The sequence below is a fragment of the Streptomyces sp. NPDC057474 genome (assembly GCF_042802555.1).
Classification (GTDB): domain Bacteria; phylum Actinomycetota; class Actinomycetes; order Streptomycetales; family Streptomycetaceae; genus Streptomyces.
The window spans coordinates 1-26,789 of record NZ_JBHVDX010000139.1; the positions used below are offsets into that span (position 1 = coordinate 1).

At 69.8% G+C, this 26,789-nt stretch carries 21 protein-coding genes and 1 pseudogene; 10 read left to right on the forward strand and 12 right to left on the reverse strand.

Annotated elements, in window-relative coordinates:
* Positions 1-104: 104 nt before the first annotated feature.
* The 3 genes from ACFU53_RS30880 to ilvA form a co-directional block, all read right to left on the reverse strand.
* Positions 105-950, reverse strand: coding sequence for an ABC transporter permease (locus ACFU53_RS30880; RefSeq protein ID WP_383999548.1), 846 nt, complete (start codon positions 948-950; stop codon positions 105-107).
* Positions 947-1,963, reverse strand: coding sequence for an ATP-binding cassette domain-containing protein (locus tag ACFU53_RS30885; protein ID WP_383999551.1), 1,017 nt, complete (start codon positions 1,961-1,963; stop codon positions 947-949). Before ACFU53_RS30885 ends, ACFU53_RS30880 begins: the two co-directional genes overlap by 4 nt.
* A gap of 180 nt (positions 1,964-2,143) precedes the next feature.
* A complete protein-coding gene (ilvA, locus tag ACFU53_RS30890; RefSeq protein ID WP_383999554.1) occupies positions 2,144-3,373 on the reverse strand; it encodes a threonine ammonia-lyase in 1,230 nt (409 codons plus the stop codon).
* A gap of 165 nt (positions 3,374-3,538) precedes the next feature.
* On the opposite strand from ilvA, the gene ACFU53_RS30895 reads away from it, so the two are divergent.
* From ACFU53_RS30895 to ACFU53_RS30905, 3 genes are all read left to right on the forward strand, one after another.
* Positions 3,539-4,033 carry a MarR family winged helix-turn-helix transcriptional regulator gene (locus tag ACFU53_RS30895; RefSeq protein ID WP_383999599.1) on the forward strand — a complete coding sequence of 165 codons (495 nt, stop codon included), beginning with the start codon at positions 3,539-3,541 and terminating at the stop codon, positions 4,031-4,033.
* Positions 4,034-4,173: 140 nt separating this feature from the next.
* Positions 4,174-4,671 (forward strand): sigma factor-like helix-turn-helix DNA-binding protein, encoded by a 498-nt coding sequence (locus tag ACFU53_RS30900; protein ID WP_383999557.1) that lies wholly within the window; start codon positions 4,174-4,176, stop codon positions 4,669-4,671.
* Positions 4,668-4,916, forward strand: coding sequence for a hypothetical protein (locus tag ACFU53_RS30905; RefSeq protein ID WP_383999560.1), 249 nt, complete (start codon positions 4,668-4,670; stop codon positions 4,914-4,916). Before ACFU53_RS30900 ends, ACFU53_RS30905 begins: the two co-directional genes overlap by 4 nt.
* 27 nt (positions 4,917-4,943) lie before the next feature.
* On the opposite strand, the gene ACFU53_RS30910 is transcribed toward ACFU53_RS30905, so the two are convergent.
* A complete protein-coding gene (locus ACFU53_RS30910) occupies positions 4,944-6,098 on the reverse strand; it encodes a cystathionine gamma-synthase (protein ID WP_383999563.1) in 1,155 nt (384 codons plus the stop codon).
* Positions 6,099-6,335: 237 nt separating this feature from the next.
* On the opposite strand from ACFU53_RS30910, the gene ACFU53_RS30915 reads away from it, so the two are divergent.
* The 3 genes from ACFU53_RS30915 (at position 6,336) to ACFU53_RS30925 (ending at position 10,460) form a co-directional block, all read left to right on the forward strand.
* Positions 6,336-7,454, forward strand: a complete 1,119-nt coding sequence (locus tag ACFU53_RS30915; RefSeq protein WP_383999566.1) for a hypothetical protein — start codon at positions 6,336-6,338, stop codon at positions 7,452-7,454.
* A 271-nt stretch (positions 7,455-7,725) separates the two neighbouring features.
* Positions 7,726-9,366, forward strand: a complete 1,641-nt coding sequence (locus ACFU53_RS30920; protein WP_383999569.1) for a M48 family metalloprotease — start codon at positions 7,726-7,728, stop codon at positions 9,364-9,366.
* Complete coding sequence (locus ACFU53_RS30925) at positions 9,363-10,460, forward strand: hypothetical protein (protein ID WP_383999572.1); 1,098 nt, start codon at positions 9,363-9,365, stop codon at positions 10,458-10,460. Before ACFU53_RS30920 ends, ACFU53_RS30925 begins: the two co-directional genes overlap by 4 nt.
* Before the next feature lie 391 nt (positions 10,461-10,851).
* On the opposite strand, the gene msrA is transcribed toward ACFU53_RS30925, so the two are convergent.
* Positions 10,852-11,364 (reverse strand): peptide-methionine (S)-S-oxide reductase MsrA, encoded by a 513-nt coding sequence (gene msrA, locus ACFU53_RS30930; RefSeq protein ID WP_266496803.1) that lies wholly within the window; start codon positions 11,362-11,364, stop codon positions 10,852-10,854.
* 366 nt (positions 11,365-11,730) lie between these two features.
* Positions 11,731-12,324: a hypothetical protein gene (locus ACFU53_RS30935; protein WP_383999575.1), complete on the reverse strand. Its 594-nt coding sequence runs from the start codon at positions 12,322-12,324 to the stop codon at positions 11,731-11,733.
* 351 nt (positions 12,325-12,675) lie between these two features.
* Here ACFU53_RS30935 and ACFU53_RS30940 point away from each other — a divergent pair, with 351 nt between their 5' ends.
* Positions 12,676-13,788: an AI-2E family transporter gene (locus tag ACFU53_RS30940; protein ID WP_383999577.1), complete on the forward strand. Its 1,113-nt coding sequence runs from the start codon at positions 12,676-12,678 to the stop codon at positions 13,786-13,788.
* Positions 13,789-14,331: 543 nt separating this feature from the next.
* Here the strand turns inward: ACFU53_RS30940 and ACFU53_RS30945 are convergent.
* Positions 14,332-15,174, reverse strand: coding sequence for an MBL fold metallo-hydrolase (locus ACFU53_RS30945; protein WP_383999580.1), 843 nt, complete (start codon positions 15,172-15,174; stop codon positions 14,332-14,334).
* Between the two features lie 343 nt (positions 15,175-15,517).
* Here ACFU53_RS30945 and ACFU53_RS30950 point away from each other — a divergent pair, with 343 nt between their 5' ends.
* Together ACFU53_RS30950 and ACFU53_RS30955 are read left to right on the forward strand one after the other, a co-directional pair.
* On the forward strand, positions 15,518-16,342 hold the full coding sequence (locus ACFU53_RS30950) for a hypothetical protein (protein ID WP_383999583.1): 825 nt from the start codon (positions 15,518-15,520) through the stop codon (positions 16,340-16,342).
* A 12-nt stretch (positions 16,343-16,354) separates the two neighbouring features.
* Positions 16,355-17,005 (forward strand): annotated as a pseudogene (locus ACFU53_RS30955) (iron chelate uptake ABC transporter family permease subunit).
* 63 nt (positions 17,006-17,068) lie between these two features.
* On the opposite strand, the gene ACFU53_RS30960 reads toward ACFU53_RS30955, so the two are convergent.
* Positions 17,069-18,112: an NAD(P)-dependent alcohol dehydrogenase gene (locus ACFU53_RS30960; protein ID WP_383999585.1), complete on the reverse strand. Its 1,044-nt coding sequence runs from the start codon at positions 18,110-18,112 to the stop codon at positions 17,069-17,071.
* Positions 18,113-18,282: 170 nt separating this feature from the next.
* Here ACFU53_RS30960 and ACFU53_RS30965 point away from each other — a divergent pair, with 170 nt between their 5' ends.
* Entirely contained in the window at positions 18,283-19,209 is a 927-nt protein-coding gene (locus ACFU53_RS30965) for a helix-turn-helix domain-containing protein (protein ID WP_383999588.1), read from the forward strand.
* Between the two features lie 135 nt (positions 19,210-19,344).
* Here ACFU53_RS30965 and ACFU53_RS30970 read toward each other — a convergent pair whose 3' ends face one another.
* The 4 genes from ACFU53_RS30970 to ACFU53_RS30985 all read right to left on the reverse strand — a co-directional run bounded on the left by ACFU53_RS30970 (position 19,345) and on the right by ACFU53_RS30985 (position 26,634).
* Positions 19,345-22,659 (reverse strand): S8 family serine peptidase, encoded by a 3,315-nt coding sequence (locus ACFU53_RS30970; protein ID WP_383999602.1) that lies wholly within the window; start codon positions 22,657-22,659, stop codon positions 19,345-19,347.
* 262 nt (positions 22,660-22,921) lie between these two features.
* Positions 22,922-23,605: an ABC transporter ATP-binding protein gene (locus ACFU53_RS30975; RefSeq protein WP_383999591.1), complete on the reverse strand. Its 684-nt coding sequence runs from the start codon at positions 23,603-23,605 to the stop codon at positions 22,922-22,924.
* A gap of 49 nt (positions 23,606-23,654) precedes the next feature.
* A complete protein-coding gene (locus ACFU53_RS30980; RefSeq protein ID WP_383999594.1) occupies positions 23,655-25,154 on the reverse strand; it encodes an ABC transporter permease in 1,500 nt (499 codons plus the stop codon).
* Positions 25,155-25,380: 226 nt separating this feature from the next.
* A complete protein-coding gene (locus ACFU53_RS30985) occupies positions 25,381-26,634 on the reverse strand; it encodes an Ig-like domain-containing protein (RefSeq protein ID WP_383999596.1) in 1,254 nt (417 codons plus the stop codon).
* Positions 26,635-26,789: the final 155 nt, after the last annotated feature.

The window sequence follows — 26,789 nt, forward strand, 5'->3', positions numbered from 1 at the left end:
CCACAACCGGGTCTTGAAGGCCGACGTCACGCGAGCCCCCGAATTAACCAACAGCGTCCCCCTTCGGCGCCGGGGGCCTGGTCATGCCCGGGGCCGGCCGCCGCTCACGCCGACGCCGAGCGGTACTTCCGCACGGACAGGGTCCGGAATATGACGATGATGAGGACCGACCAGATCAGCGAGGCCCACACGGGGTGCTGCATGGGCCAGGCGTCCGACGGCGACACCCCCGGGTTGCCGAACAGCTCACGGCAGGCCTGGACGGTGGCGCTGAACGGGTTCCAGTCGGCGACATGCTGCAGCCAGGGCGTCATCCGGCTGGAGTCCACGAACGCGTTCGAGATGAACGTGACCGGGAAAAGCCAGATCAGCCCGCCGGAGGTGGCCGCCTCAGGGGTGCGCACCGAGAGGCCGATGAGTGCGCCGACCCAGGTGAACGCGTACCCGAGCAGGAGCAGCAGGCCGAATGCGCCGAGCACCTCGCCGATGCTGGTGTGGGTGCGCCAGCCGACGAGCAGGGCGACGACGGCCAGCACGGCCAGGGTGAGCGCCGTCTGGACGAGGTCCGCGAGCGTCCGTCCGGTGAGCACGGCCCCGCGGGCCATGGGCAGCGAGCGGAAGCGGTCGATGAGCCCCTTGTGCATGTCGTCGGCGATGCCCGCTCCGGCGCCGGCGGTGGCGAAGGTCACGGTCTGCGCGAAAATGCCGGCCATCAGGAACTCGCGGTAGACGGCGGGATCCGTGGTGCCGCCGACATTCATGGAGCCGCCGAAGACATAGCTGAACAGCACCACGAACATGACAGGTTGAATGAGCCCGAAAATTACCATTTCTGGAATTCGGGACATTCGAATCAAATTTCTCTTGGCGACGACCAGCGAGTCCCGAACGGACTGGGTGATCGGATTGCCGGGCGGCACGACCCGCACAGCGCCCTTGACGATACTCATTTCGCGGCCTCCTTCCCGCGGCCCCGCCCCTTGGCGTCGGCGGCCTCGCCGCGCTCCTCGGCCTCGTCCTTCACCTCGGCGAGGTGCCCCGTCAGGGAGAGGAACACGTCGTCCAGGGTGGGGCGGCGCAGGCCGATGTCGTCGATCTCGATGCCGCGGGTGTCCAGTTCGCGGATGACCTCGGCCAGGAGCTTGGCACCGCCGGTCACGGGCACGGTGAGCATGCGGGTGTGCTCCTCGACGGTGGTCTCACCCTTGCCGAAGCCGGTCAGCACCTGGACGGCCTCCTGGATGCGCTCGCGCTCGTGCACGACGACCTCGACGCGCTCGCCGCCGGTGCGGGCCTTGAGCTGGTCGGAGGTGCCGCGGGCGATGACGCGGCCGTGGTCGACCACGGCGATGTCGTGCGCGAGATGGTCGGCCTCTTCGAGGTACTGGGTGGTGAGCAGCAGGGTCGTGCCGCCGGAGACCAGCTGTTTGATGACTTCCCACAGCTGCTGGCGGTTGCGCGGGTCGAGTCCGGTGGTCGGCTCGTCCATGAACATCACCGGCGGCGACACCACCAGCGCGGCCGCCAGGTCGAGTCGGCGGCGCATACCGCCGGAGTACGTCTTGGCGGGCCGGTCGGCGGCGTCGGCGAGGTGGAACTGCTCCAGCAGCTCACCCGCGCGCACCTTCGCGTCCTTGGCCCGCATCTGGTAGAGCTGGCCGACCATCTGCAGGTTCTCGCGGCCCGTCAGATACTCGTCGACCGCGGCGAACTGGCCGGAGAGGCCGACCGAGCGCCGTACGGCGTCGGGGTCCTTCAACACGTCGATGCCGGCCACGACGGCCCGGCCGCTGTCGGGCCGCAGCAGGGTGGTGAGGCATCGGACGGTGGTCGTCTTGCCCGCGCCGTTCGGCCCGAGCAGACCCAGGACGGTGCCCTCGGGGACATCGAGGTCGACGCCGTCGAGGGCTCTTACGTCACCGAAGGTCTTCACCAGGCCTTCGGCATGGATGGCGCCTGGCATGTGATTTCTCCACGTCTTTGGGGTTCCTTCGCAAAGCCTGAATTTGTACGTTTTGTTCTGCCCGATGGGTGGCGTGGGCCACACCGCCGGGCGAGCACGAGACACACCATAACGCGATGTATCGCGTCTCTCAATGGACTTGCCCGAACGAGTGACAACGAGGGGTGAGGGGGACCGGCCTCAGTCGATGACGGTGTAACCCGCCTCGCGGAGGGCGTGATTGACCTCGGCGCAGTGCGTCGGACCCCTCGTCTCCAGGTGCAGCTCGACCTCCACCTCCGTGAGCCCGAGCCGGGGGTCGGTCCGTACATGGCTCACGTCGAGGACATTAGCGTCGACCACTGACAACACCCCCAACAGCGTCGCGAGGGCGCCCGGACGGTCGGTCAGGCGGAGGCGTACCTGCAGGTAGCGGCCACCGGCAGCCATGCCGTGCCGCAGGATGCGCTGCATCAGCAGCGGGTCGACGTTGCCGCCGGAGAGCACCGCGACGACCGGGCCCTCGAAGGACTTCGGGTCGCGCAACAGGGCCGCGACGGGGCTGGCGCCGGCCGGCTCGACGACCAGCTTGGCCCGCTCCAGGCAGAGCAGCAGGGCGCTGGAGAGGTTGTACTCCGAGACCGTGCGGACCTCGTCCACCAGCTCGGCGACGATCCCGAACGGCACGTCGCCGGGCCGTCCGACCTTGATGCCGTCGGCCATCGTCGCCGGGTTCGCCACCGCCACGGGCAGCCCGGCGGCCAGCGACGGCGGGTACGCGGCCGCGCCCTCCGCCTGGACGCCGATGACGCGCACATCCGGCCGCAGCGACTTCACCGCGACCGCGATGCCCGCCGCGAGGCCGCCGCCGCCGATCCCGACGACGATCGTGCGCACCTCGGGGCACTGGTCCAGGATCTCCAGGCCGACCGTGCCCTGACCTGCGATGACGTCATGATGGTCGAACGGGTGGATGAACACCGCGCCCGTCTCGGCCGCGTACTCCTGGGCGGCGGTCAGCGTCTCGTCGACCACCGTGCCGTGCAGGCGCACCTCGGCGCCGTACTCCTCGGTCGCGCTGATCTTCGGCAGCGGGGCGCCCTTCGGCATGAAGACCGTGGAGCGCACCCCGAGCAGCGAGGAGGCGAGGGCGACGCCCTGGGCATGGTTCCCGGCGCTCGCGGCCACGACGCCGGCGGCGCGCTCCTCGGGCAGCAGACCCGCTATACGGACGTACGCGCCGCGCAGCTTGAACGAACCCGTCCGCTGGAGGTTCTCGCACTTGAGGTGCACCGGCGCGCCGACGAGCTGCGACAGATGCCTGCTGCCCTCCATGGCGGTGACACGTGAAATGCCCGTAAGCATCTTCTGCGCGCCTCGCACATCGTCGAGCGTCACCCGTGGAAAGGAGTCAGCCGTGCTGTAGCTCATGACCACCAGTCTCGCAGTTCACAGGGGGCGAACACGGGTGTGACCAAGGGGCGGGACCGTGTTTCAGCGGGGCCCGTACACCCCGCGCCCGGTCCGCGTACTCTGTCCCCCAACCCAGCGCCCCACGCATGAATTGAGCCTTTGGCCATGCCCACAACACCTGAAATGTCGATGGACATGACGACCGTCGGTGACAACGGTCTTCTCGACACGCTGCAGCACGAGGTCGCGGTGTTCGCACGCCGTGCCGAACAGACCCGGCTCGGCGGCGTCGGGCAGGTGCGCAACTCCATGGACCGTGCCGCGTACCTGCTGCTCAACCGCCTCGACAAGGAAGGCCCGATGGGCGTCAAGGCGCTCGCGGCGAGCATGGGGATCGACTCCTCGACGGTCACCCGTCAGGTGGCGCCGCTCGTGGACACCGGACTGGTCAAGCGCACCTCGCACCCGGAGGACGGCCGCGCGGTGGTGCTCCAGCTGTCACCGCGCGGGCTCTCCCGCCTCGAGGAGGTTCGTTCCTCCAGGCGTCAGCTGATGGCCGAACTCACCCAGGACTGGGCCCCCGACGAGCGCGAGGCCTTCTGCTCCCTCCTCACCCGCTTCAACGCCGCGCTCTCGACCCGCATGGCGGCGGCGCCGGAGGCACCGTCGCCTTCCTGACCCTTGACCGCGCCCCTGCTCCTGGCCTCATATGAGACCGGGCCCTCGTCGTACGCGGCGGACGAATCCGAACGCGGCAGACCGATCCGTACGCGGCCGGGCCCCGTTCCCCTCAGGGTCGGCCTCAGGCGGGAGGCGCGGTGCGAGATCGGCATGTGGCCCAAGGCGCCCGCCGGGCCCGGGAGTTCGAGGCGTTCGTCGCGGGTGCGGCGGGGCGGCTGTTGCAGACCGCCACCCTGCTCACGGCGGAGCCGCCGAACGACAACCCGCGCGCGCGGCGGCTGCTGACCCACGCCCTCGCCCACACGTACGCCACCTGGGACCGACTGCGCGGCGAGGACCCGTACGACCGGACCCGTCAGCAGCTGGCCGTCCGTTTCGCGCGCGGGGCCTGGCACCACCACGGCCTCTTCCGCCCCGCGCCCGGCGGCGTCCTGGCCGTCCTCAGCCCGCAGGAACGGCTGGTCCTCGTCCTCAGGCTCTACGAAGGGGTCGCCGAGGAACAGACGGCGGCGCTCCTCGGGCTGCCCGCCGAACGGGTACAGACGATCTGTCTGCGCGCGATGGCGACCGTCCTGCATCCCCCGCGCAAGGCAGCCCTCGAGAACAAGAAGGTGGCGGAGGTGGCACCGTCATGAGTCTGCGGGAGCGCGAGGCGGCCGTACGGCGGGTCCTCGACCGGACGCCGCCCCGGGTGCCGCCCGACCTGTGCGCGGCGGCGGTGCGGCGCGGCGGGCGCATGCTGCGGCGCCGGACGGCGGCCCGCCATCTGATGTGGCTGGTGCTGGCGGCCGCCGCGATCGCGTTCTTCGTGTGGGCGCTGACTGCCCGCCCCTGGGTGGAGCCGCCGTCTACGACGACCCCACCGGTGACGGGCTGGTGAGCGCCCGGTCCCGAGCGCTCAAGGTGCCTAGCCCAGGGCCTGCTGGAGGTCCTCCAGCAGGTCGTCGACGTTCTCGATGCCCACGGAGAGGCGTACGAGGTCGGCGGGTACCTCCAGGGCCGAACCGGCCGCCGAGGCGTGCGTCATCCGTCCCGGGTGCTCGATCAGGGACTCGACGCCGCCCAGGGACTCGCCGAGGGTGAACACCTTGGCGCGGTTGCAGACCTCGACGGCCGCCTCCTCGCCGCCGGTGACCCGGAACGACACCATGCCGCCGAACGCCTTCATCTGCTTGGCGGCGACCTCGTGCCCGGGGTGCTCGGGCAGGCCCGGGTAGAGCACGCGGGACACGCGCGGGTGCCGGGTCAGCATGTCGGCGACCTTGGTGGCGTTCTCGCTGTGCCGGTCCATGCGGACGGCGAGTGTCTTGGTGCCGCGCAGCACCAGCCAGGAGTCGAAGGGCCCGGCGACCGCGCCCATCGCGTTCTGGTGGTACGCCAGTTCCTCGCCCAGTTCCTGGTCCCCGACGATCAGGGCGCCGCCGACGACGTCGGAGTGGCCGCCCATGTACTTGGTGAGCGAGTGCACGACGACATCCGCGCCGAGCGCGAGCGGCTGCTGGAGGTAGGGGGTGGCGAAGGTGTTGTCGACGACCAGCTTCGCGCCGGCCTCGCGGGCGACCTGGGCGACGGCCGGGATGTCGGTGATGCCGAGCAGCGGGTTGGAGGGGGTCTCCACCCAGACGACCTTCGTCTTCGGGGTGATGGCGGCCCGTACGGCCGTGGGGTCGCTGGTGTCGGCCACCGACCAGTCCACGCCCCACCGGGAGACGACCTTCGCGAAGAGGCGGAACGTGCCGCCGTACGCGTCGTTGGGGATGACCACGTGGTCGCCGGGGCTGAGCAGCGTACGCAGCAGGCAGTCCTCGGCGGCCAGCCCGGACGCGAACGCGAGTCCGCGGCGGCCGCCCTCCAGGGCGGCGAGGTTCTCCTCCAGCGCGGTGCGGGTGGGGTTGGCGCTGCGGCTGTACTCGTAACCGCCGCGCAGGCCTCCTACGCCGTCCTGCTTGTAGGTCGAGACCTGGTAGATCGGCGGGACGACCGCGCCGGTGAGGGGATCCGCGGTGTTGCCCGCGTGGATCGCGAGGGTCTCGAAGTGTTGGCTGGTGTGGGTGTCGCTCATGGTTGTCGAGCCTAAGCGGTTCACGGGGTATGGGGCGCCCTACAGCTCGGGGGCGACTGTGATCGGGCGGGTGCGGGCCGTCGTGGCTGGTCGCGCCCACGCGGCGGAGCCGCGCATGTCGCAGCCCCGCGCCCCTTGCGGGGCGGAGCCCCGTTCGAGCGTGCGGCGATCGCGGAGTTATCCACAGGACCTCGGCCGGGTTGGGCAATTGTCGGCGGTGTCTGGAACCCTTGTCGCATGGAGATTCTCTGGGTCCTGATGGCGATGCTCATGGTCGGCTTCGTGGTGTGGCCGATCGTGGCGCGTCGGCGGGCCGGTATTCAGCAGGTGGAGGCGGGGCATCCGGACGCGGCGGACCCGGCGAACTACGGGTTCGTGCGGCAGGAGCTGCTGGACGTACGGATGCCGGGGCCGGACCAGGACCTGCTGGACGTGCTGGACGTGGTGCAGCGGTCGCAGGACTACCGGGCGGCGAAGCAGCTGCTGGCCGGTACGGATGCGGTCGGCGAGTCCCGGTGGCAGCGGGTGCAGGCGTTCGCGGGTGCGGCGTCGCTGGAGCTGGCGCAGCGGCCCGGCGGGGTGGGCGAGACGCCGGGCGGGCAGTGGCTGCGGGTGTGGCGGGCCGAGGCGCCCAAGGACGCGGGCGGCGCGGCGGTGCACGCGGAGTTCCTGGTGCAGCAGGCGTGGCGGACGTCGACGCCGGGCACGGACGACTTCCGGATCATCATGGAGGAGGCCAGATCGGCGTGCGGCGACGCGGCACTGCTGGCCCCCGGTGACCCGATCCCGTACATCATCGAGCTGTTGGTGGCGCGCGGGCTGGCGTACTCCCGTGAGGACTTCGAGCAGCTCTGGCTGAAGATCCTGGACCGGGCCCCGGCACACATGGGTGCCCACCTCGCGGCCCTGCACTACTGGTGCGAGAAGTGGCACGGCTCGCGGGAGCTGGCGTACTCCTTCGCGGAGGCGGCGGCGACCCGCGCCCCGCAGGGGTCGCTCCTCGCGGCCATGCCGCTCTTCGCGGTCTTCGAGCACCTGCCCGAGGTGAACCTGGTACAGGGCTTCTACGAGAGCGAGGTCGTCACCAAGGCGATCCACGGCGCCCTGTTCGCGGTGCACGCGGCGCGGCCCGACGACCCGATGCTGGCCCATGCCCGCCATCTGCTGATCTTCTTCCTGGTCCGTTCCGAGCGCTGGTCCGAGGCCATGAACCAGCTCGTCCACGTCGACGGCCACGTAGGCGCCCTCCCCTGGACCCTCACCTCGGACCCGGCCGCGGACTACGCGATATACCGGGCCTTGGCGGTGGCGGGCTACGAGGCGAACGGCGGAAACCCGGCGACGCTGCTGCACTGAAGGGGCGGAGCTCTCTTCGGGGACGCGGGGCTGTGACATGTGCGGCTCCGCCGCGTGGGCGCGCGACCAGCCACGCCGAGCCCGCACCCGCCGCCCCCACCCACACGCCATCCCATTGGACGCTCGGCCCCCAGTAAGCCCTTGCAACCCCGTACACCCGTGCGAAATACTCCGCCCCTCACATCTTTTGGTCATGGACACGTCCCAGACCACCCGATTTCACCGTTTAAATGATCGTTCGCGATCTTTCCCGTGGGGGGAACTCTGCCCAATGGGCGCGACCCTGCGCGCACTGCGCGCCCTCGTGCTGCTCGCCGGCTTCTATCTGCTCGGCGTGATCCTGCTCGCGGCGCTCGCCGGCGCCGACTACCTGCTCTACCTGCATGCTCCGTCCAGCCTCGCGGCCAAGCTGTACGTGGTCTCCGCACTGCTCGCGATCCCGCTGGTCCGCGGTCTGTTCATGCTGCGGACGCCGAAGGGCGAGGAGCTGCCGGGCCTGGCGGTGACGGAGGCCGACGAGCCCGAACTGTGGCGAACCGTGAGGGAGCTGGCCGACGCGGTCGGCACCCGGGCGCCTTCCCGGATCGTCCTGACGGCCGACGTCAACGCCGCCGTCAGCGAGGACGCCCGGCTGCTCGGTCTGCTGCCCGGCCCACGCCGCCTCTACCTCGGGGTACCGCTGCTGCAGGGCCTGACCGAGGCGCAGGTGCGCGCGGTCCTCGCCCATGAGCTGGGCCACTACTCGAACGCCGACACCCGGCTCGCCGCGATCACCGTGCGCGGCCGGGCCCAGGTGCTGCGCACCATCCGGCACTTCGAGGAGCGGGCCGACAAGACCGCCGGGCGCGAGCGGGCCCGGCAGGAGAAGAAGAACGCCAAGGCCACGGCCAAGGGGAAGACGACCAAGGAGATCGACACCGGGCACGCGGGCATGACCTACCGCGCGATGGCGAAGATCTACATCGGCTACGCCAAGCTGTACATCCGCGCCACGCTCGCCGGTTCGCGCCGCCAGGAGTACGCCGCCGACACCGCGGCCGCCCGGATCGCCGGACGCGACGCCACCGCGTCGGCACTGCGCGAGATACCGGCGCTGGACGCCGCGTTCGGGTTCTACATGAACAGTTACGCCACGCTCGGCGCCGAGGCCCGGCTGCTGCCGCCGCGCGGCGAGTTCTTCGGCGGCCACGGGCGGATGCTCTCCGCCCGCCAGCTCGAACTGGTCGGCCTGCGCACCGAGTTGCCCACCGAGCCGACCTCGCCGTACGACTCGCACCCGCCCATCGCCGACCGCGTCGAGCGGATCGAGGCGCTGCCCGCCGACGGCCGCGCGGACGAGGCCAGGGGTGCGGCGCTCGGTCTGCTCGCCGACCCGGACCGGACCCTGGCGGCGCTGGAGGACGCGGTCCTCACCGAAGACGTGCTGGGGTTCCGGCGCACCGGTGACTGGCAGGAGCTGCTCGACGGTTCGATGGTCGCGAACTTCGCCTCCCTCGACACCGCGCTGCACCGGGCACTGGCGATGTACACCAAGGACCACCCGTCCCTGGCCGCGCTGCTGAAGGTGATCGACGACGGTCAGCTGTGGCAGCTGGCGCGGCGGCTGCCGATGTCGGACCAGGCGGCCGAGGCGCAGGGCCGGGCGTTCCGCGAGTTCGTGCGGCCCGCGCTGGCGGACGGGCTGCAGGGCATGGTGCTGGCCGAGCTGAGTGCCCACTCCCGGCTGAGCTGGGAGTTCTCCTGGTCGGAGCCGGCCTCGGTGAGGTTGCCGCCCGGGCCGGACGGCACGGAGACCGACCTCGGCGCCGCGATCGGCGCGGCGGTCGACGACCACCCCGACACCGGCCCGCTGCGCATGCTGCTGCCCACGCCCCAAGGCCCCGCCGCCCGAGAAACGGACGCACCGCGATGACCGTACTGCTGTGGATACTGGCCGTCCTGGCGGTACCGACCCTGCTGTTCGGGCTCTGGATGGCCTGGGTCTTCCTCAAGGAGTTCTTCTCCCCCAGCTCCGACGTCGACCCGGACGTCGCCGAGGCGATGGGACTGCTGCCCGCGGAGCGGCAGAACACCAAGCTCGCGGGTCCGCTCCCGGCCGGCCAGGAGTCGGCGCTCGCCGCCGTACGCGGCGGTGACTGGAAGGCGGCCGCCAAGCTGATTCAGGACACCGGCCGGGACTGGGAACGCCGGTCCTCGGCCGCGTATCTGCTGGCCGAGATCGCGGCGAAGGAGGACGACTGGCTGCTCGCCTGGGAGGCGGACCGTCCCGACGACCCGGACGCGGCCGTCGTCCGGGCCCGCAGCACGGTGATCCTGGCCTGGGACCTGCGCGGCGGGAAGCAGGCCAAGCACACGACCGGTGAGCAGTTCGTGGGCTTCCATCGGATGCTGGAACGTTCCCGCGAGGAGATCGGCCGGGCGGCGGCACTCAACCCCGACGACCCGACGCCGTACATCACCGAGATCTGGGTCGCGCTCGGGCTCGGTTACCCGAACTCCGAGATGGACAAGCTGTGGGCGGAGATCACCGCCCGGGCCCCGCACCACTACGAGGCCCACTTCTCGGCGCTGCAGTACTGGTGCGCGAAGTGGCGGGGCTCGGAGAAGCTGGCGACGGAGTTCGCCGAACGCGCGGCGGCTCAGGCACCGCTGGGCAGCCTGCTCACCGCCTTCCCGCTCATCGCGCACTTCGAGCACGACAAGTCGGACGACAACAGCGTCGACCGTACGCCGCGGATGATCGGCCGCGTGGACGCCGGTCTCGCGGACGCCGCCGCGGCCGACCCGACCCACCCTCGTCTGGCCGAGCTGCGGCACCTCCTCGCGTACTACCTCTCCCTCCAGGACCGCGACGACGCCGCGCTCGAACAGTTCAAGCTGGTCGACGGGTACGTCAACGCCCTGCCGTGGCGCTACCAGGGCGACGGCGAGGCGATGGCCGCGTTCTACTGCCGTATCCGGAACTCGTCGGCACAGGCGGTGGCGGCGGCGTCCTCGACGGACTGAGCCTGCGGCGACGCGATACGGAATGCGGGCGGTACCTGGAAGGTTTTCCGGGTACCGCCCACTCGGGTAGCGCTCGAGGTCTGCTCCGTCCTCGACGCTCGGGTTACGGCTTGGTCGACGCTCAGCTGCCGCGTCTCGACCAGAGGTTCTCGGCTCATCATCATTCGGGGTTCATGTGTGCCGACGGGACGGCCCCGCACGCCGCCCATCGGGCCACCGACCGGTCACGGACAACGGGATCGGGATCGCCGGATCCCTGTTTGCCCTACCCCGACTGTGTCCCGCCGTCGGCACCCTTCGTCCGTAGCGGGGCACCGCCGGCTCCGCAAGCGCGGGCCGGCTGCGGAGCCTCGGCCAGTCAGCCTCCGCCTTCCGCCGGGCCGCCTCGTGGTCAGCCCTCCGCGCGGGCGGGCAGCCGCCATCCCGGGCGCGGGAAGTGGCAGGTGTAGCCGTCCGGGTAACGCTGCAGGTAGTCCTGATGCTCGGGCTCGGCCTCCCAGAAGGGGCCGACCGGCTCCACCTCGGTGACGACCTTGCCCGGCCACAGTCCGGAGGCGTCCACATCCGCGATCGTGTCCTCGGCGATCCGCTTCTGCTCGTCATCCACGTAGTAGATCGCCGAGCGGTAGCTGAGGCCGATGTCGTTGCCCTGGCGGTTCTTGGTGCTCGGGTCGTGGATCTGGAAGAAGAACTCCAAAATCGCGCGGAAATCGGTCCTCGCGGGGTCGAAAAGGATCTCAATGGCCTCCGCGTGCGTGCCATGGTTACGGTACGTCGCGTTCGGCACGTCCCCACCGGTGTATCCGACCCGGGTCGCCGTCACGCCCGGGAGTCGGCGGATCAGGTCCTCCATCCCCCAGAAGCATCCGCCCGCCAGCACGGCCCTCTGCGTCTGCACAGCCATTGCGACCCCTCCAATATCTGTCAGTTCGTTCACGCGGGCTCATCGGCTCGCACACCACCGGCATCCCATGCCTGCTCCGCTCAACGCGCGAGGGTTGCAGACGATTCCGTACCCGTCCAACCGGCCTCGCGGACGCCGGTCACCGGTCACCGGCCAACGCGAGGAGCGCACCGACCTGTTGGCGTGGTGGTGCTGCGGCGCTGGGGGCATCTTGCCCGACGGGCGTCGCGCCGGCGCTGGAGGTAGCGGACAAGCAGCCGCGGCAGTCCGTCCCGCGTTTCAAGAGGACGGTAGTAGCGCGTGGAAGGGGGATCGGATGACGTGGATCTTCTCCGCACCAACGACGGGATCCGTTGGCACCCATTTCTATGCCGTGGGCGTGGCCGCAGGTCGCTGAACCTCCAGGATGACCGCTGTTCCTGCGACGGACCGGTCCTCGTGCATGGTGATCACTTGGCCGGGCTGGAGGTGCTGCCACGGCTGAGGATCAAGCGGAGCGAGTCGCACAGAGGCTCGTCCGCCAGGTTCGAGGAAGGGCGTGAACTCGACCCAGAGCATGGCGATGTTGAGGTCTGGTTCGCCGGTCGGGGTTCGGTTTCCGATGTTCCACATCGGCCGCAGGACGCCGGCGCCGGAGATGGGCGTCTGCCGTCTCGCTTCGGCGGCCGGACGGAGGGTGAGGTCGGCTCGGATGATGCCGTTGCGCGTCTCGTAGCAGCGCCAGTGGCACCAGGCCGCACTCTTCTCCAGCCGCATCTGCTCGGCGGCGCTGGCCAAAGCTTCCCAGAAACTGAGCGGAAGCGGTTGGACGTCTCCGAGTTCCTCCAGCAGCCCGAGAGCCACCTCCCACTCGTCATGGGTGAGGTACTCCCAAACGTCGGTCACCGTGATGTCGTTCTCGGTGGCGCTCTCCTCGGGAACCAGCAGGGAAGCGGCTTCCAGCAGCTTGGGAACATCCATGCCCCTGATTCTGACTCAGGCCGCGATTCTGGTGTTCGCGGTGCTGCTCACGAGTCTGTGACCTGGGGCTCCTGATGGGGGATCGCAGGCATTCCGAAGGAGACAGGATCACTGCCCTGAAAGCGGCGGCCTGCTGCCGCAGACGAATTGCCGGCACACCTACGTCCGTGACCACAACTAACGGTCACCCAAGAGTCACATGGCGGCACAGGCGCGCCGGGACGGGCGTCAAGCCAAGTAGCCCGCCCGAAGCCAGGGGCTCTTCTTCAACCCGGCGTCTCTCGTGCGCCGGGGGTGTACACACTGTGAGCACCGATGCCGGTGTGACTTGAGTACCCATAGGGTGCATCCGTGACTGCCTCGTTGAGTTCCACAAGAGCCCGCGCCGCGCTCCGCACGTCGGCGCGTACCTCCGCGGAGTTGCTGCTCATATTCCTGATGCTCGCGGTTACTTTGTGGATTCTGGGCCGGATGTGGTCGGTCGTCTGGCCGCTCGTGGTCGGCCTGCTTCTGACCACACTGACCTGGCCACCAACCCGTTTCCTGCGGCGGCGCGGGTGGAAACCCGCCCTCGCCGCATCGGTCGTGACGGTGCTGTTCCTCCTGGTCGGCGTGGGCGTCGTGGCACTGATCGCGGTACCAGTGGCATCCCAGTCCGGTGAGCTGACCGACGGCGTGGTCGAAGGCATCCAGAAGTTGCGCGAGTGGGCCGCCGGGCCGCCGTTGAACATCGGTGACGCCCAGATCAACAAGGCCTTCGACACCGCTGTCTCCCGCGCGCAGGACGGCCTCGGCAGCATGGTCGGCGTTGTCGTCACGGGAGTGAGCACCGTGGTGAACGGCTTGGTCACCGCCGTCCTGGCCCTCTTCCTGATGTTCTTCTTCCTCAAGGACGGCCCGCGGTTCCTGCCGTGGCTCGCCCATCAGCTGCCCGGTCGGCTCGCCACCGACGTCCCGACCGTGGCCGCGCGTGGCTGGGACACCCTGGGATCGTTCGTGCGTTCCCAGGCGGCTGTCGGCCTGCTGGACGCCGTCCTGATCGGCCTGGGCCTGTGGGCACTGGGAGTACCGCTGGTGCTCCCGCTGGCGGTGCTGACCTTCGTCTCCGCGTTCGTGCCGATCATTGGTGCCCTGTTCGCCGGTTTCGTCGCGGTTCTCATCGCGCTGGTCTCCAACGGCCTGACGGACGCGCTGATCGTGCTGGCCCTCATCGTCGTGGTGCAGCAGCTCGAGGGCAACGTGTTCCAGCCCATGATCCAAAGTCGGGGGCTCGGCCTCCATGCGGCAGTGATCCTGCTGGCGGTGACGTTGGGCGGCAGTCTGGCCGGCATCGTGGGCAGTCTGCTCGCAGTACCGATCGCCGCGCTGATCGCGGTGGTCTGGAACTATGTGCGCGAGCAGCTCCGCGAACCGTCACATCCGGGGACCGACGAGTCGGACGGCGGCGCCGCCGCCCCGTCCTAGGGCTACGTATGTGCGCTTGTGCGCTCCGTCGCCCTCTCCGGTGGCCGGCGGGCTGACGACTCCGGGTGTGGTGATCGGTGTACAGCGGACAGGCGATCACCTGCTCACAGGGCCGGTATACCTTCCCGCCGAAGCGCTGGACCGCCCTTCCCCTTTCCTCCCCAGAGAGGCATGGGAGATCCATTGATCAGCCCCCTGCGGGTCACATGGCAGCACAGGCTCGCCGGGACGGGGGTCTCCTGCCCGATCGGAGTGGCGAAGGCGGAGGGCTGACGTCACCGGGTGGGCTTCGCAACGGACGCACGCCGAGCGCGGCACGCTGAGTGCGTGACGGGCGGCTGCCGCCGGCTCGGATTCGACGCCATGTGGGCCTGCCCGGCCGCGGCCGGGCAGGCCCCGTTCCCGATCTGCGCAGGGGCCCGGGCGCTTCCACGGACCTCGTCGGAGATCCCCTCCCCGACTGGGGCTGAACGCCGCCGCCCCGTCGCACACCGCCACGCGGCGTTCCGACGATTCCCGTATCCCGACGAGACGCTCCCCCAATCAGGTCCCGTGACCGCCCCCCTTCGGCTCGAAGCTCGCCAGCATCTGCTCCAGCGCTGCCTGGTCCGGGCCCGTGAAGGGTGGGGCGTCCGGTGCGGTGGCGAGGGTGTCCAGGAGGGAGCCGGTGATACCGGCGGCCGGGGGGAGGTGGGTGGAGAGGACGAGGTCGGGCTTGCGGTCCTTGAGGGGCTGGAAGGTCGTGAGGTACTTGTCCATGTCGACCGTCCTCACCCAGGGGCTGTCCACCGTGGCCCAGAGGAGCTGAGCGGTGCGCAGGTCGTCGATGGCGACGTCGCGGACATCGTCGGCCTGGGCGAGGTCCGCCGTGGGGAGGGGCGCGCCGAAGCAGTCGGAGCTGAAGCAGACGCCGGAGTGGTCGTCGAAGAAGCCGACGGTGGCGGGGTTGTCGAACAGGGGCGGGCGGAAACCGGTGAGGGTGCGGTCGCCGATGTCCATCGTCTCGCCGGGGTTGAGGAGATAGCAGCGGTCGAGGGGCAGCGGGCGTTCGCAGGAGAGGATCCCCGCGCCGATGAAGGTCGTCACGACACGTGCCCCGGGCGCCGCCGCCAGCAGGTCGAAGATCCCGCCCGTGTGGTCGCGGTCGGGGTGGGTGAGCCAGATCCAGCGCACGTCCGCCGGGTCCAGCACCGTGCTGAGCGTCTCGACGAAGTTCCGGTCGGGCAGGCCGAGGCCGGTGTCGACCACAACCGGCTGGGCGGCCAGCAGTACGAAGGCGTTCACCGGGAGGTGTCCGATCCCCGGGACCTCCAGGCTGTCGGCCAGAACGCTGATGTCCGGGCGGACCCTGTGGACCGTGCCCGGTCGGACCTTTTGAAGGGGCATGTCGCTCACACCTCTGAAACCCCCCGGGTAGTGATCGCGCCGCGGCCGCCTGCTGTTCCTGCCTGTTCCTGCCTGCTCCTGCCTGCTCCTGCCTGCTCCTGCCTGCTCCTGCCTGCTCCTGCCTGCTCCTGCCTCAGCCTGCTGTTCCTGCCTCGCCCTCCTCCATCGTCCGGCCATCCCACCGAGCCCGCATCCGGGCAGTCCATGCCGCAAGCCCATCACCTGAGCCCGTGGTCCAAGCCCACGGCCCGAGCCCACGGCCCGAGCCCACGGCCCGAGCCCACGGTCTGAGCCCATGGTCCGAGGCCGCTGACCCCTCTGACCCCGGGGATAGCGTTTCGGTATGTGCGTTTCCCTGGCTCCGGCCGAGTTCTCCGGCACCACCCTGTACTGCGGACGGCTGCACCACGCCGACCACGGGCTGATTCACGTCCTCGGTTACCAGAACACCGCCACGAACCTCGCCGACGGCCCGAACGCCATGCTCCTGCACCTGCCGACGCAGTGCGTGAGCCGTCACAACTTCCTTTCCGTCGGGCGGAGTTCCGATCTGCTGAAGCGGATGGTGGACGCCGTACGGCCGGTGTCCGTGGGGGTGGCCCAGGACTCGATGGACTGGATGGGGTGGGACCGCGGGCCGGCCGTCGAGGTGTTCGAGCACGACGTGTACACCGTGGTGCTCGCCCGGGATCCGCGCGCCGTGCCGTCGGCGCTCGCCGAGGTTCCGGAGCGCCAACGGCCCGCGCTCGAACCGGAGTTGTTCGCGTTCTACGCCGAGAGCTACCCGGCACACGCCATCGCGGTCTGCTGCTTCGACAACGCGCAGGCGGCACAGGCGAAACCGCTGCTCATGTGGTATCCGCCGCTCGACCCCGACCTGCTGACGCTGCCCGCGCTCGACTGCCACACCGGGGGCGTACCGGACCTCGACTCCCCCGTCCCCGTGGACCACTGGATCCTCTTCGGCAGCGACGAGGCCCCGGCCGGCTGGGGCGCACCGGTCGAGTACGACCCCGCCATGCGGCACGGCCTGCGCGACTACCTGCCCGACACGATCGTCGGACAGTACTTCGACGACGCCCTCCCCAAAGGCGACTTCGCGATCAGCCACGCCGACCTGCTGAGCGGTGACCTGGAGCGCATGACCAGGGTCCGGCCCCAGCCGTAGTACGAAGCCGGCCTGCCGACGGTCTCCGTGGCCGGCGGGCTGCTGGCCGCAGCGCTCGTGTATGTGCTGGCCTGGCGGCACGGGATGCAGCCGAGCCGGTTCGTGCTGACGGGGGTGGGGATCGGCGTCGCGTCGCGCTGTCGGCGGTCGTGCAGCTGTATCTGACCGAGAGCGGGCCGGCGGCGGCCGAGCAGGTCAAGCTGTGGCTGACCGGGAGTCTGAACGGGCGGGGCTGGGAGCAGGCGGGGCCGCTCGGGGGGTGTGCTGCTGCTCGCGCTGCCCGGGCTGGTCTGGCGAGCCGGGCCGCAGATGCCGCTCGGGCTGGACCCCGATACGGCTGCGGCGCTCGGTGTGCGGGTGCGGTCGGTGCAGTTGGGACTCACCGGGGTGGGGGTGGTACTGGCGGCGGTCGCGACGGGGGCGGCCGGGCCGATCGGGTTCGTGGCGCTGACCAGTCCGCAGGTGGCTCGGCGGCTCACCCGTACGCCGCAACTGCCGTTGGTGTCCTCGGCGTTGACCGGTGCGGTCGTCATTGTCGCGGCCGACCTTGTGGCGCGTACGCCCGTGCCCCCACTGGAGATTCCGGTGGGGGCACTGACGCCGTTGGTCGGGGGGCCGTATTTGTTGGGGTTGCTGGGGCGGCGTCGTGGCGAGCGTCGCTGATTTCCTCGCCTCTCGCGCAGTCTCCCGCCCCCACTCACCCGCAGACGGAAACGGCTGCCGTCCTCAGATCGTCGACGTGTCGATCACGAACCGGTAGCGGACGTCGCTCGCCAGCACCCGCTCGTACGCCTCGTTGATCTGGTCCGCGCGGATCAGTTCGATCTCGGCGCCGAGGCCGTGCTCGGCGCAGAAGTCGAGCATCTCCTGGGTCTCCTGGATGCCGCCGATACCGGAGCCCGCGAGGGTCTTGCGGCCCATGATCACCGAGAAGAGGTTGAGGGCGACGGGCTCCTCGGGGGCGCCGACGTTGACGAAGGCGCCGTCGGTCTTGAGCAGAGACAGGTACGCGTCGAGGTTCAGGGGGGCCGAAACGGTCGACAGGATGAGGTCGAACGTGCCCGCCAGTTCCTTGAACGTCGCCTCGTCGCTCGTCGCGTAGTAGTGGTCGGCGCCCAGCTTCAGGCCGTCGTCCTTCTTGCGGAGGGACTGCGAGAGGACGGTCACCTCGGCGCCGAGGGCGTGCGCGAGCTTGACACCCATGTGCCCGAGGCCGCCGAGACCGACGACGGCGACCTTCTTGCCGGGGCCCGCGTTCCAGTGCTTGAGCGGGGAGTACGTGGTGATGCCTGCGCACAGCAGGGGCGCCGCCTCGTCGAGGGCGATGCCGTCGGGAATGCGTACGGTGAAGGCCTCGTCGACGACGATCTTCTCCGCGTAGCCGCCGTACGTGGGCTCGCCGTCCTTGCCGATGGCGTTGTACGTGCCGACTCCGCCCTTGAGGCAGTACTGCTCCAGGCCCGCCTCGCAGTTCTCGCACTCGCGGCAGGAGTCGACCAGACAGCCGACGCCGACCTTGTCGCCGACGGCGAACTTGGTGACGCCGGAGCCGACCGCCTCGACGACACCGGCGATCTCGTGGCCCGGGACCATCGGGAAGATCGCCTCGCCCCAGCCCTCACGGGCCTGGTGGATGTCCGAGTGGCAGATACCGGCGTACTTGATGTCGATCAGAACATCGAACTCACCGACCTCGCGGCGCTCGATGGTGGTGCGCTCCAGCGGAGCCTTGGCGGCGGGCGCCGCGTAGGCGGCAACAGCGGTGGTCATGCCGGGATTCTCCTGATCGTCGTCCCGCATCCGGCCTGCCTTCCGGCCGGGTGCGCTACCAGCCTGCCCGAAGCCACCGGGTTCACCCAGGTCACGGCTTTGCGTACGTCCGCTGGTCCTACCACTGGCGGGGGCAGGCTCCCAGGCGTACGACCGTGAATACTTGCCGTATGGACGAACAGCCCGAAGCCGTGCAAGAGCCGCCCCTCGGCGAGACCCGAGCCGCCGGTGCGCTGGACCGGCGTGCCGAGCTCAGCGAGTTCCTGCGCACCCGGCGGGCCCGGCTGAAGCCGGAGGACGTGGGGCTGCCGACGTTCGGGCGGCACCGGCGGGTTCCGGGGCTGCGCCGGGAGGAGCTGGCGCAGCTCGCGGGTGTGTCCGTGGCCTACTACACACGGCTTGAGCAGGGGAACGGGCGCAATGTGTCGGCGGAGGTGCTCGACGCCATCGCGCGCGCCCTCCAGCTGAGCGACGCGGAGCACGCCCATCTCACCCATCTCGCGAAGCCGAAGGCGCACAAGAAGAAGCGGTCGGCCCGTCCGCAGCAGGTGCGGGGCGCCCTGCGGCAGCTGATCGACACCCTCGACGGCATCCCCGCGTACGTCACGGGCCGGCGCTCGGACATCCTCGTGTGGAACCGGATGGCGGCGGCGGTGTTCGGGGACTGGTCGGAGCTGCCGGCGCAGGAGCGGAACTGGGCGCGGATGGTGTTCCTGCGCCCCGACTACCGCAACCTGTACCTCGACTGGGACCAGAAGGCGGCCGACATGGTCAGCTATCTGCGGATGGACGCGGGCTGCCATCCGGACGATCCGCTGCTGTCGGCGCTGGTGGGCGAGTTGTCGGTGAAGAGTGAGGAGTTCCGGCGGCTGTGGGCGACGCACGACGTGAAGGAGAAGAGCCACGGGCTGAAGCGCATGCGCCACCCCCTGGTGGGTGAGATCACCCTCTCCTTCGAGACGTTCCACCTGCCCGACGACCACGAGCAGAACCTGATCACTTACCACGCCGAACCGGGCTCCCCCTCCGCCGACGCCCTCCGCCTCCTGGCCAGCTGGGGCACGGACGCGACCCGGGCGCCAATGGTGAGGCCGTAGGCGAAACAGCCCGCCGGAGGCAGCACCCCGGGCGGGCCGTCGCAGTCACAGTCGCAGTCACAGTCACAGTCACGGACGCCCGGCGGAACGCCCTCCGCCCGGCAGAACACCCTCAGATCACTCCGCCCACTCCGCTCACCTGCCGAAATACGCGTCGCGGATCGTGACCGTCGACTTGTTCCCCTTCTTGTCGGTCACCTCAGCACGCAGCGACACGCTCTTCCCCGCCGCCGGGGTCCCGTATGTGAACCTGCCGTTCTTCACGGCGGCCTCGGTCCACTTCTTGCCGTCGCCCGACACGTACACGGCCAACGACTTGAGGTTCTTGCCGGCGGCCGCGCCCTGCACGGTGACGGAGATGTCGGCCTTCCGACCGGCCGGGGCCGTGCTGTCGAGGCCCAGGAACGGGGCGCCGAAGCGGACCGTGGAGACCGGGAGTTTCGTGTCGCTCGTGGTCTTCTTCGACTTGAAGGTCCAGCTCGCCTCGATCCGGGACGAGGCCGTGGCCAGGTCCGCGGACCGGGAGACGGACGTCGTCAGACGGTAGGTGGCGAGGCCCTCCGGGACCTTGAACTGGCCCGATCCGTCCAGCGCGTCCTCGCCCGAGGCGAACTTCTTTCCGTCGCGGTACAGCGTCGTCGTGACCTTCTCGTAGAAGGACGACCCGGCGTGCCCCCGGCCGTCGGCGAACATCGGCAGCAGGCCGTACAGGTGGTCGCCGTCACGCCGAATGCCGTAGAACCCGGTGATCTGCGGGCCGAAGACGCCGACGTTGAAGGTCTGTGCGTACGTCCTGCCCGCCTTGAAGGTCCGGCTGTCGCCGGTCGTGTAGTACGCGTCCAGGATCGGGAAGCCCTGTTCGTCCTCCGCGCCGTACTGCTCGAAGTCGAGGGTCCACTTCACCCCGTTCGCGGCGGAGAGGTAGAGCGTGCGCCTGCCGGGCAGCGGCTGCGGGACGCCGACGGCGGGTGAGCCGTCGCTGTCGGGAAGCACGGCCCAGGGGATGACAGCGCCCTTCTTGCCGGTGGCGGAGGAGCCGAGGCCGGTCTTCACGGCGGCCAGTTCGCCCTTCTTCCAGCGCTTGGTGAAGCCGGTGGCGAGCTTCTTGACCTCGCTTCCGGTGACGGCGGCGTACTGCGCGCTGTCGCCGTTGGCCCACTGGCCCGCCCAGTTCTGGCTGAGCCTGCCGCCGGTGATCCGCGGACCGAGGTGGGCGGTACGGAAGCCCTGGTACGTGTCGATCATCCAGCCGAAGGTGTACCGGTTGCCTCCCACCCGCAGGGTGAAGTCCGGTGCCGCGAAGGTCGGTTCGGCGGCCGTGTCGGGCACGGTGATGTCCACCGGCTTCGTCTTGCGGGCGTCCGCTGTGAGAGTGATCCTCTTGTCGACGGTGAGCGTCGGCCGGGACAGCCAGGCCGCTCCCTTGCTGTAGTCCTTCGGGTCCACGACGATCCCGGCGTTGAAGATGTAGGTCCCCTCCGGCACCCGCAGCTCGACCGTGCCGTCCTTGTCGTACGGCGTGAACCATGCGCCCTCGGCGAGCCCGGAGGTGCCCGTCAGGTCGAGCATGTGGTTCACGGCCGGCTTGCCGTCCCGGTCGACCATCTTGAGCGTGACGTCGTACGACTCCACCTCGCGCTGTACGGCCGCCGCCGTGCGTACGCTCCGGCCGCCGCCGGTGGCGGTGACGTACGCGGAGTAGGCGCCGTCGAGGTTCCCGCCGAGCTTGGTGTGCACGATCAGGTCGACGGTGGCTCTGCCGCCCGCCGGGACGGTGACCTTCTTGGCGCCGGGCTTGAAGAAGCCGGCCGGGGCGGGCTTGCCGTTCGGGCCGGTGCCGGTCACCGAGAGGTCGAGGGTGACGGCCTCGGTACCGAGGTTCTGGTAGGTGAGCTTCTTGGCCACCGGCTTGTCGTCGGTGTGCGGCCACTCCTGGACGCCGAAGTCGACCGAGACCGGGTCGGCGACGATCGTCTGCTTCACCGCCTTGTCGACCCGGATACGGCCCGAACCCTGCTCGAACGGCGTGTACTTGCCACCCTTGGCGGACGCGACGAGGGCGGCCTTCAGTTCGGCGTACGTCCAGTCCGGGTGCTGTTGCTTGAGGAGGGCGGCGGCGCCCGCGACATGCGGGGTCGCCATCGACGTACCGGAGATCGTCAGGTAGCCCTCGGGTTTCTGGCCGACCTCCTGCTCGATGACGCTGCCCGGGGCCGCGGCGGCGGTGACGGCGACACCGGGCGCGGACACGTCGGGCTTGATCTGGCCGTCGAGGCCGGGGCCCCGGCTGGAGAACGAGGCGAGCTTGTCCGTGTCGTCGACCGCGCCGACGGTGAGCGCGGCGGCCGCGCTGCCCGGCGAGCCGACCGTCCGCTCTCCCCAGTCGCCCTCGTTGCCGGCGGCGACCGCGAAGAGGATGCCCTTCTCGGCGGAGAGCTTGTTGATCTCCGCCTCCATCGGGTCGACCTCGGGGGTGTCGCCGCCGCCCAGGCTGAGGTTGACGATGTCGGCGCCCTGCTCGGCGGCCCACTCCATGCCCGCGATGATGCCGGAGTCGTCGCCGTAGCCCTCGTCGCTCAGCACCTTGCCGTTGAGCAGCTCGGCGCCGGGCGCGACGCCCTTGTACTTGCCCTTGGACCGGGCCCCGGTGCCCGCCGCGATGGAGGCGACGTGCGTGCCGTGGCCGTACTTGTCCGTGGTGTCGGGCGAGGTGGAGAAGTTCTTGTCGGCCGTCACCTGGCCCTTGAGGTCCGGGTGGGTCGCGTCGACGCCCGTGTCCAGTACGGCGATGGTGACGCCCTTGCCGTCGTAGCCGGCCTTCCAGGCCTTCGGGGCGCCGATCTGCGCGACGGACTTGTCGAGGCTGACCTTGCGGACCCCGTCCAGCCAGATGTTCGCGACCCCGGTGGCGGTGGTGCCGTCGGCGTCGGTGACCGCCTTCCACAGCGCGGCGGCGTCGTCCCTGGGGGTGAGCACCGCGTCGGCGTTGAGGGTCTCCAGGGTGCGGTGGACCTGGGTGTCGCCCGCGTCCCGTACGTCGGCCCGGGCGCCGGCGGCGGTGCCCGCGTAGCCGACGATCAGCTTCAGGCCCTGCTTCTGGGAGGTGCGGGTCACCGACCTGTTCAGCACGGTGACGTCGAAGAGCCGCTTGTCGACCCGTCCGGTGGAGATGAGCCGGGCCGCGTCGGCCGGTATGACATAGGTGTGGCCGTCGGCCTCGCGGAGCTGGACCGGGACGCCCTCACGGCCCTTCGCCCGCTCCAGGCCGAGGACCCGGCCTTCGTCGTCGACAAGGACCCGGTCACCGGTGACGAGGGTGATGCGGTGGCTCGCCCTGATGGCGGCGCTGCTGCCGGCTTTGAGGTCCGCCGCCGTCGTGCCGGTCACGCGCTCGGATATCGCGGACGCCGGGCTGGTCGGTCCCGCCGTCAGTGCCACGGCGGACGCCATGGCGATCGTGGCCGTGCACGCGCTTTTCACATGTCTGCGCAAGTCTCCCCCTTGATCCGGCCAGGGGACCTTCCGCACACATACGCGTCAATTCCCCCGGTCTACGCAGTATGACCGGGGGGCAACTCGTGCCACATACCGCGCGACTGGGCGCAAAGCGGCGAACTCCGGGCCGCGCGCAACCCGCACGCGCCCCGGACGCCACACCAACGCGCCCCACGCCATGGGCGCCTGACACCACTGCGCCTGACACCACGGCCCCTCACGCCCCGGCGTTCTCCTTCACCGTGATCCGCCCCTTGCGGATCGTCGCGACCCGGGGAGCCTTCTTCGCCAGCGTCGAGTCATGGGTGACCATGATGAAAGTGAGCCCGTGGTCCTTCCACAGCGTCTCCAGGACCTCCATGATCTCGTCGCGCATGGACTCGTCGAGGTTGCCGGTGGGCTCGTCCGCGAGCAGCACCTTCGGCCGCTTCACCAACGCGCGGGCGATCGCGACGCGTTGCTGCTGACCGCCCGACAGCTCGGCCGGCAGATGCCCCAGCCGCTCCCCCAGCCCCACCGACTCCAACGCCTCGGCGGCCCGCTCCCGTCGCTCCTTCGCCTTCACCCCGAGCGGCACGAGAGCCGTCTCGACGTTCTCCTGCGCGGTCAGCGTCGGGATCAGGTTGAAGCTCTGGAACACGAACCCGATGTTCTCGCTCCGCACCTTCGTGAGCTTGCCCTCCGACAACCGCGCCAGATCGGTCCCGTCGAGCTCGATGCTGCCGTCGGAGGGCTTGTCCAACCCACCGAGCATCTGAAGCAACGTGGACTTCCCGCCGCCGGTGGGCCCCTGGATGACCAGCCGATCTCCATCAGCGATGGTGAGATCGACCCCGTCGAGCGCGGTGACGGTGTCCTTGCCGCGCGCGTAGCGCTTGGTGACGCCGGTGAGTACGTACATGTTCAACTCCTGGGAGATGTAAGGGGTGGGTAGCCGACCTGGCTGCGAACTACTCCACGCGCCGCAACGCGTCCGCCGGCCGCAGCCGGGACGCCCGCCACCCACCGAACGCCCCAGCGATCAGCCCACCGGCGACGGCGAGTCCCACCGCGACGGCGATCGTGCTGACGCTGACAGGCGCCGTGAGAGCCACATCCAGCGCGCTCGAAGCGGCCTGCTGCCCGCCACCGGGACCACCCCCACCAGGGAAGCCACCGGCACCGCCACCACCCGGCCCGCCGCCGAACCCGCCCCCGGTCGCCCCGATCTCCGCCTGGAGCGTCGGACTGATCGCCGTCACGACGTACGCACCCCCGAGCCCCAGCGCGATACCGAGCGCACCGCCCACGAGCCCGTTCACGACGGCCTCACCGACGACCTGCCGGGTCACCCGCCCCGACTTCCACCCCAGTGCCTTGAGCGTGCCGAACTCCCGTACCCGCCGCGACACGGCCGACGAGGTGAGCAGCCCGGCCACCAGGAACGCGGCCACGAGCACCGCGATCGACAGCCACTTGCCGACGTTGGAGGCGAGGTCGGAGGCGGTGGACAGGGACCCGGAGACCGTGTCGGCGAGGTCGGCCGACGTGGTGACGGTCGTCCCGTCGATGTTCTTCTGGATGGCCGCCTTGACGCTGTCGATCCGCTGCGAGTCGCTCGCCTTGACGTAGATCGTGGTGACCTTGTCCTTGGAGTCGCTGAGCGTCTGCGCCTGCTTCAGCGGCATGTAGAGGTTGGCCGCCGCGTCCCCGCTGTCGGGCGTCGCGATCCCGATGACCTTGTACTTGACGCTGTTGACGGTGACGCTGTCACCGACCTTCAGCTCCTTCTCCTTGGCGTACGACTTGTCCGCGACGACCACCTCGGCGTTCGTCTCGGACGTCTTGAACGTACGACCGCTGGTGATCTTCGAGGAGGTCAGGGGACCCAGAGCGGGCTCGGTGACGTCCGTGCCGTACACGGAATAGTTGTCGACGTCGAACTCGGCACCGCCGCCCTCGACCCGCCCCTCGGGCTGCCCGGTGCCGCCGTTCTGGCCACCGCCGCCCGGGCCGCCCTGCTGGCCACCGGCGCCCTCGTCCTGCTGGAACTGTCCGCGCCGGAACTGCCCGTCCACCTTGATGACTTGGAGGCTGAGACCGCCGACGGCCTCGGAGACGCCCTCCTGCTTGCCGACCTCGGTGACGGTCGAGCTCGCGAGGGTCTGGAAGCCCTGGACCCGGACGAGGTCGCTGCTCTGCTCCTCGTCGGAGTCGTTGTCCTGGGCGTCGAACTCGAACCGCGGTCGTTCGCCGCCGTTCTCGCCGGGTGCGGCGGCGGCCTTGGTGACGGTCATGTCCGTGCCCAGGCCGTACAGGGATTCGAGCACTTTGCCCTGTGCCTTCTCCATGCCCGACGACACGGAACTGACCACGATCACCAGCGCGATGCCCAGGGCGAGGCCGGAGGCGACGACGAGGGCCGCCTTTCTGCGGCGGCGCAGTTCGCGCCTCAGGTAGGTGAAGAACATGGCGGCAAGCTAGGGGCGCCGCGTGATGAAGGGATAAGTCCTCGATAAGAGCCTGATGAGAACCCTGTGTCGGACCCTGACACGATCTGTGCACGTCCACAGCTTTCCCCGGCTTCGCCCCGTCTCCGCCCTCATCCCGTCTCCACACTCGTCCCGCCTCCGCCCTCAACACGTCGGCGGCGCCACCCCGTTGGGATGGCGCCGCCGATGCGTACTCAGGCCGGGATCAGGCCTCCGAGCCGGCCGTCCAGTCGGCCCAGCTCAGGTTCCAGCCGTTGAGGCCGTTGTCCGGGGCGACCGTCTTGTCACCGGTGTTCCGGATGTCCACGACGTCACCGACGATCGAGTTGTTGTAGAACCAAGAACCCTCGGTGTCGGGGTCGTTGGCACCCTTGGTGTCGTTCAGACCGACACAGCCGTGGCTGGTGTTGACGTTGCCGAAGACGGAGTCGGCGCCCCAGTAGTTGCCGTGGATGAACGTCCCGGAGGTGGTGAGACGGATGGCGTGCGGCACGTCCTTGATGTCGTACTCGCCCTTGCCGTCGTCGTCGGTGAAGCCCACGGTCGCGCCGTTCATGCGCGTCTCCTTGAACTTCTCCGACATCACCATGACGCCCTGGTACGTCTTGTTCTCGGGCGAACCGGCGGAGATCGGGATGGTCTTGATGACCTTGCCGTCCTGCGTGACCTTCATCGTCTTGGTCTTGGCGTCGACGATCGATACCTGATTACGGCCGATCTTGAAGGTCACGGTCTTCTGCTGCACACCGTAGACACCCTCGGCGCCCTCGACCCCGTCGAGCGCGAGCTTCAGGGTGACGGTGGAGCCTCCCTGCCAGTAGTCCTCGGGGCGGAAGTCGATGCGGTTGGCGTTGAACCAGTGCCCGACGACCTCCTGGCCGGAGGTGGAGGAGACGGTGATCCCCTTCTGGACGGCGGCCTTGTTGGTGATCGCCTTGTCGAAGTTGATCGAGACCGGCATGCCCACGCCGACGGTGGAACCGTCCTCGGGCGTGAAGTTGCCGATGAAGCTGTTGGCGGGCGAGACCGTCGTGAACGCCGAGTTCTCGTGGGCCTCGCGCCCCTCGGAGTCCTGGGCGGCGGCCGTGATCTTGTAGCCGGTGGACCGCTCCAGCTGGGTGCTCGGCGCCCAGCTCTTCTTGTCGGCGGATATCTCACCCTCGACGGCGGCGCCCTCGGAGGTGGTCATCTTCACATCCGTGAGCGTGCCCTTGCTCACGGTGACCTTGGCCGAGTTGTTGATGGAGGCGTTGTCCGAACCGTCCTTCGGCGTGATCTTGATGTCGGCCTCTGAGGTCTTCTCGGCTGCCGCCTCGTCGACCTTGGCCTGCGAGGAGTCCCCGCCGTCGTTCCCGGACGCGTTGCCGCTGTCGCCTCCGCTGCACGCAGAGAGCACCAGCACCCCGCCGAGCAGTGCGGACGCGACCGTCAGGCCCCTGCGCCGCTTACTGTTCGTCATCACACGCTTCTCCATCGTTGCCGAATCCCCAAAACACCGAAGATCCCCGTAAGCACTTAAACACCACTACGGCACCGAGCCGTTCCGCTCCCGCGGATATGTGGGATACGCCACTCCACCCGCATCGGATCGTCGGCGACCCGGCGGCGGTACAC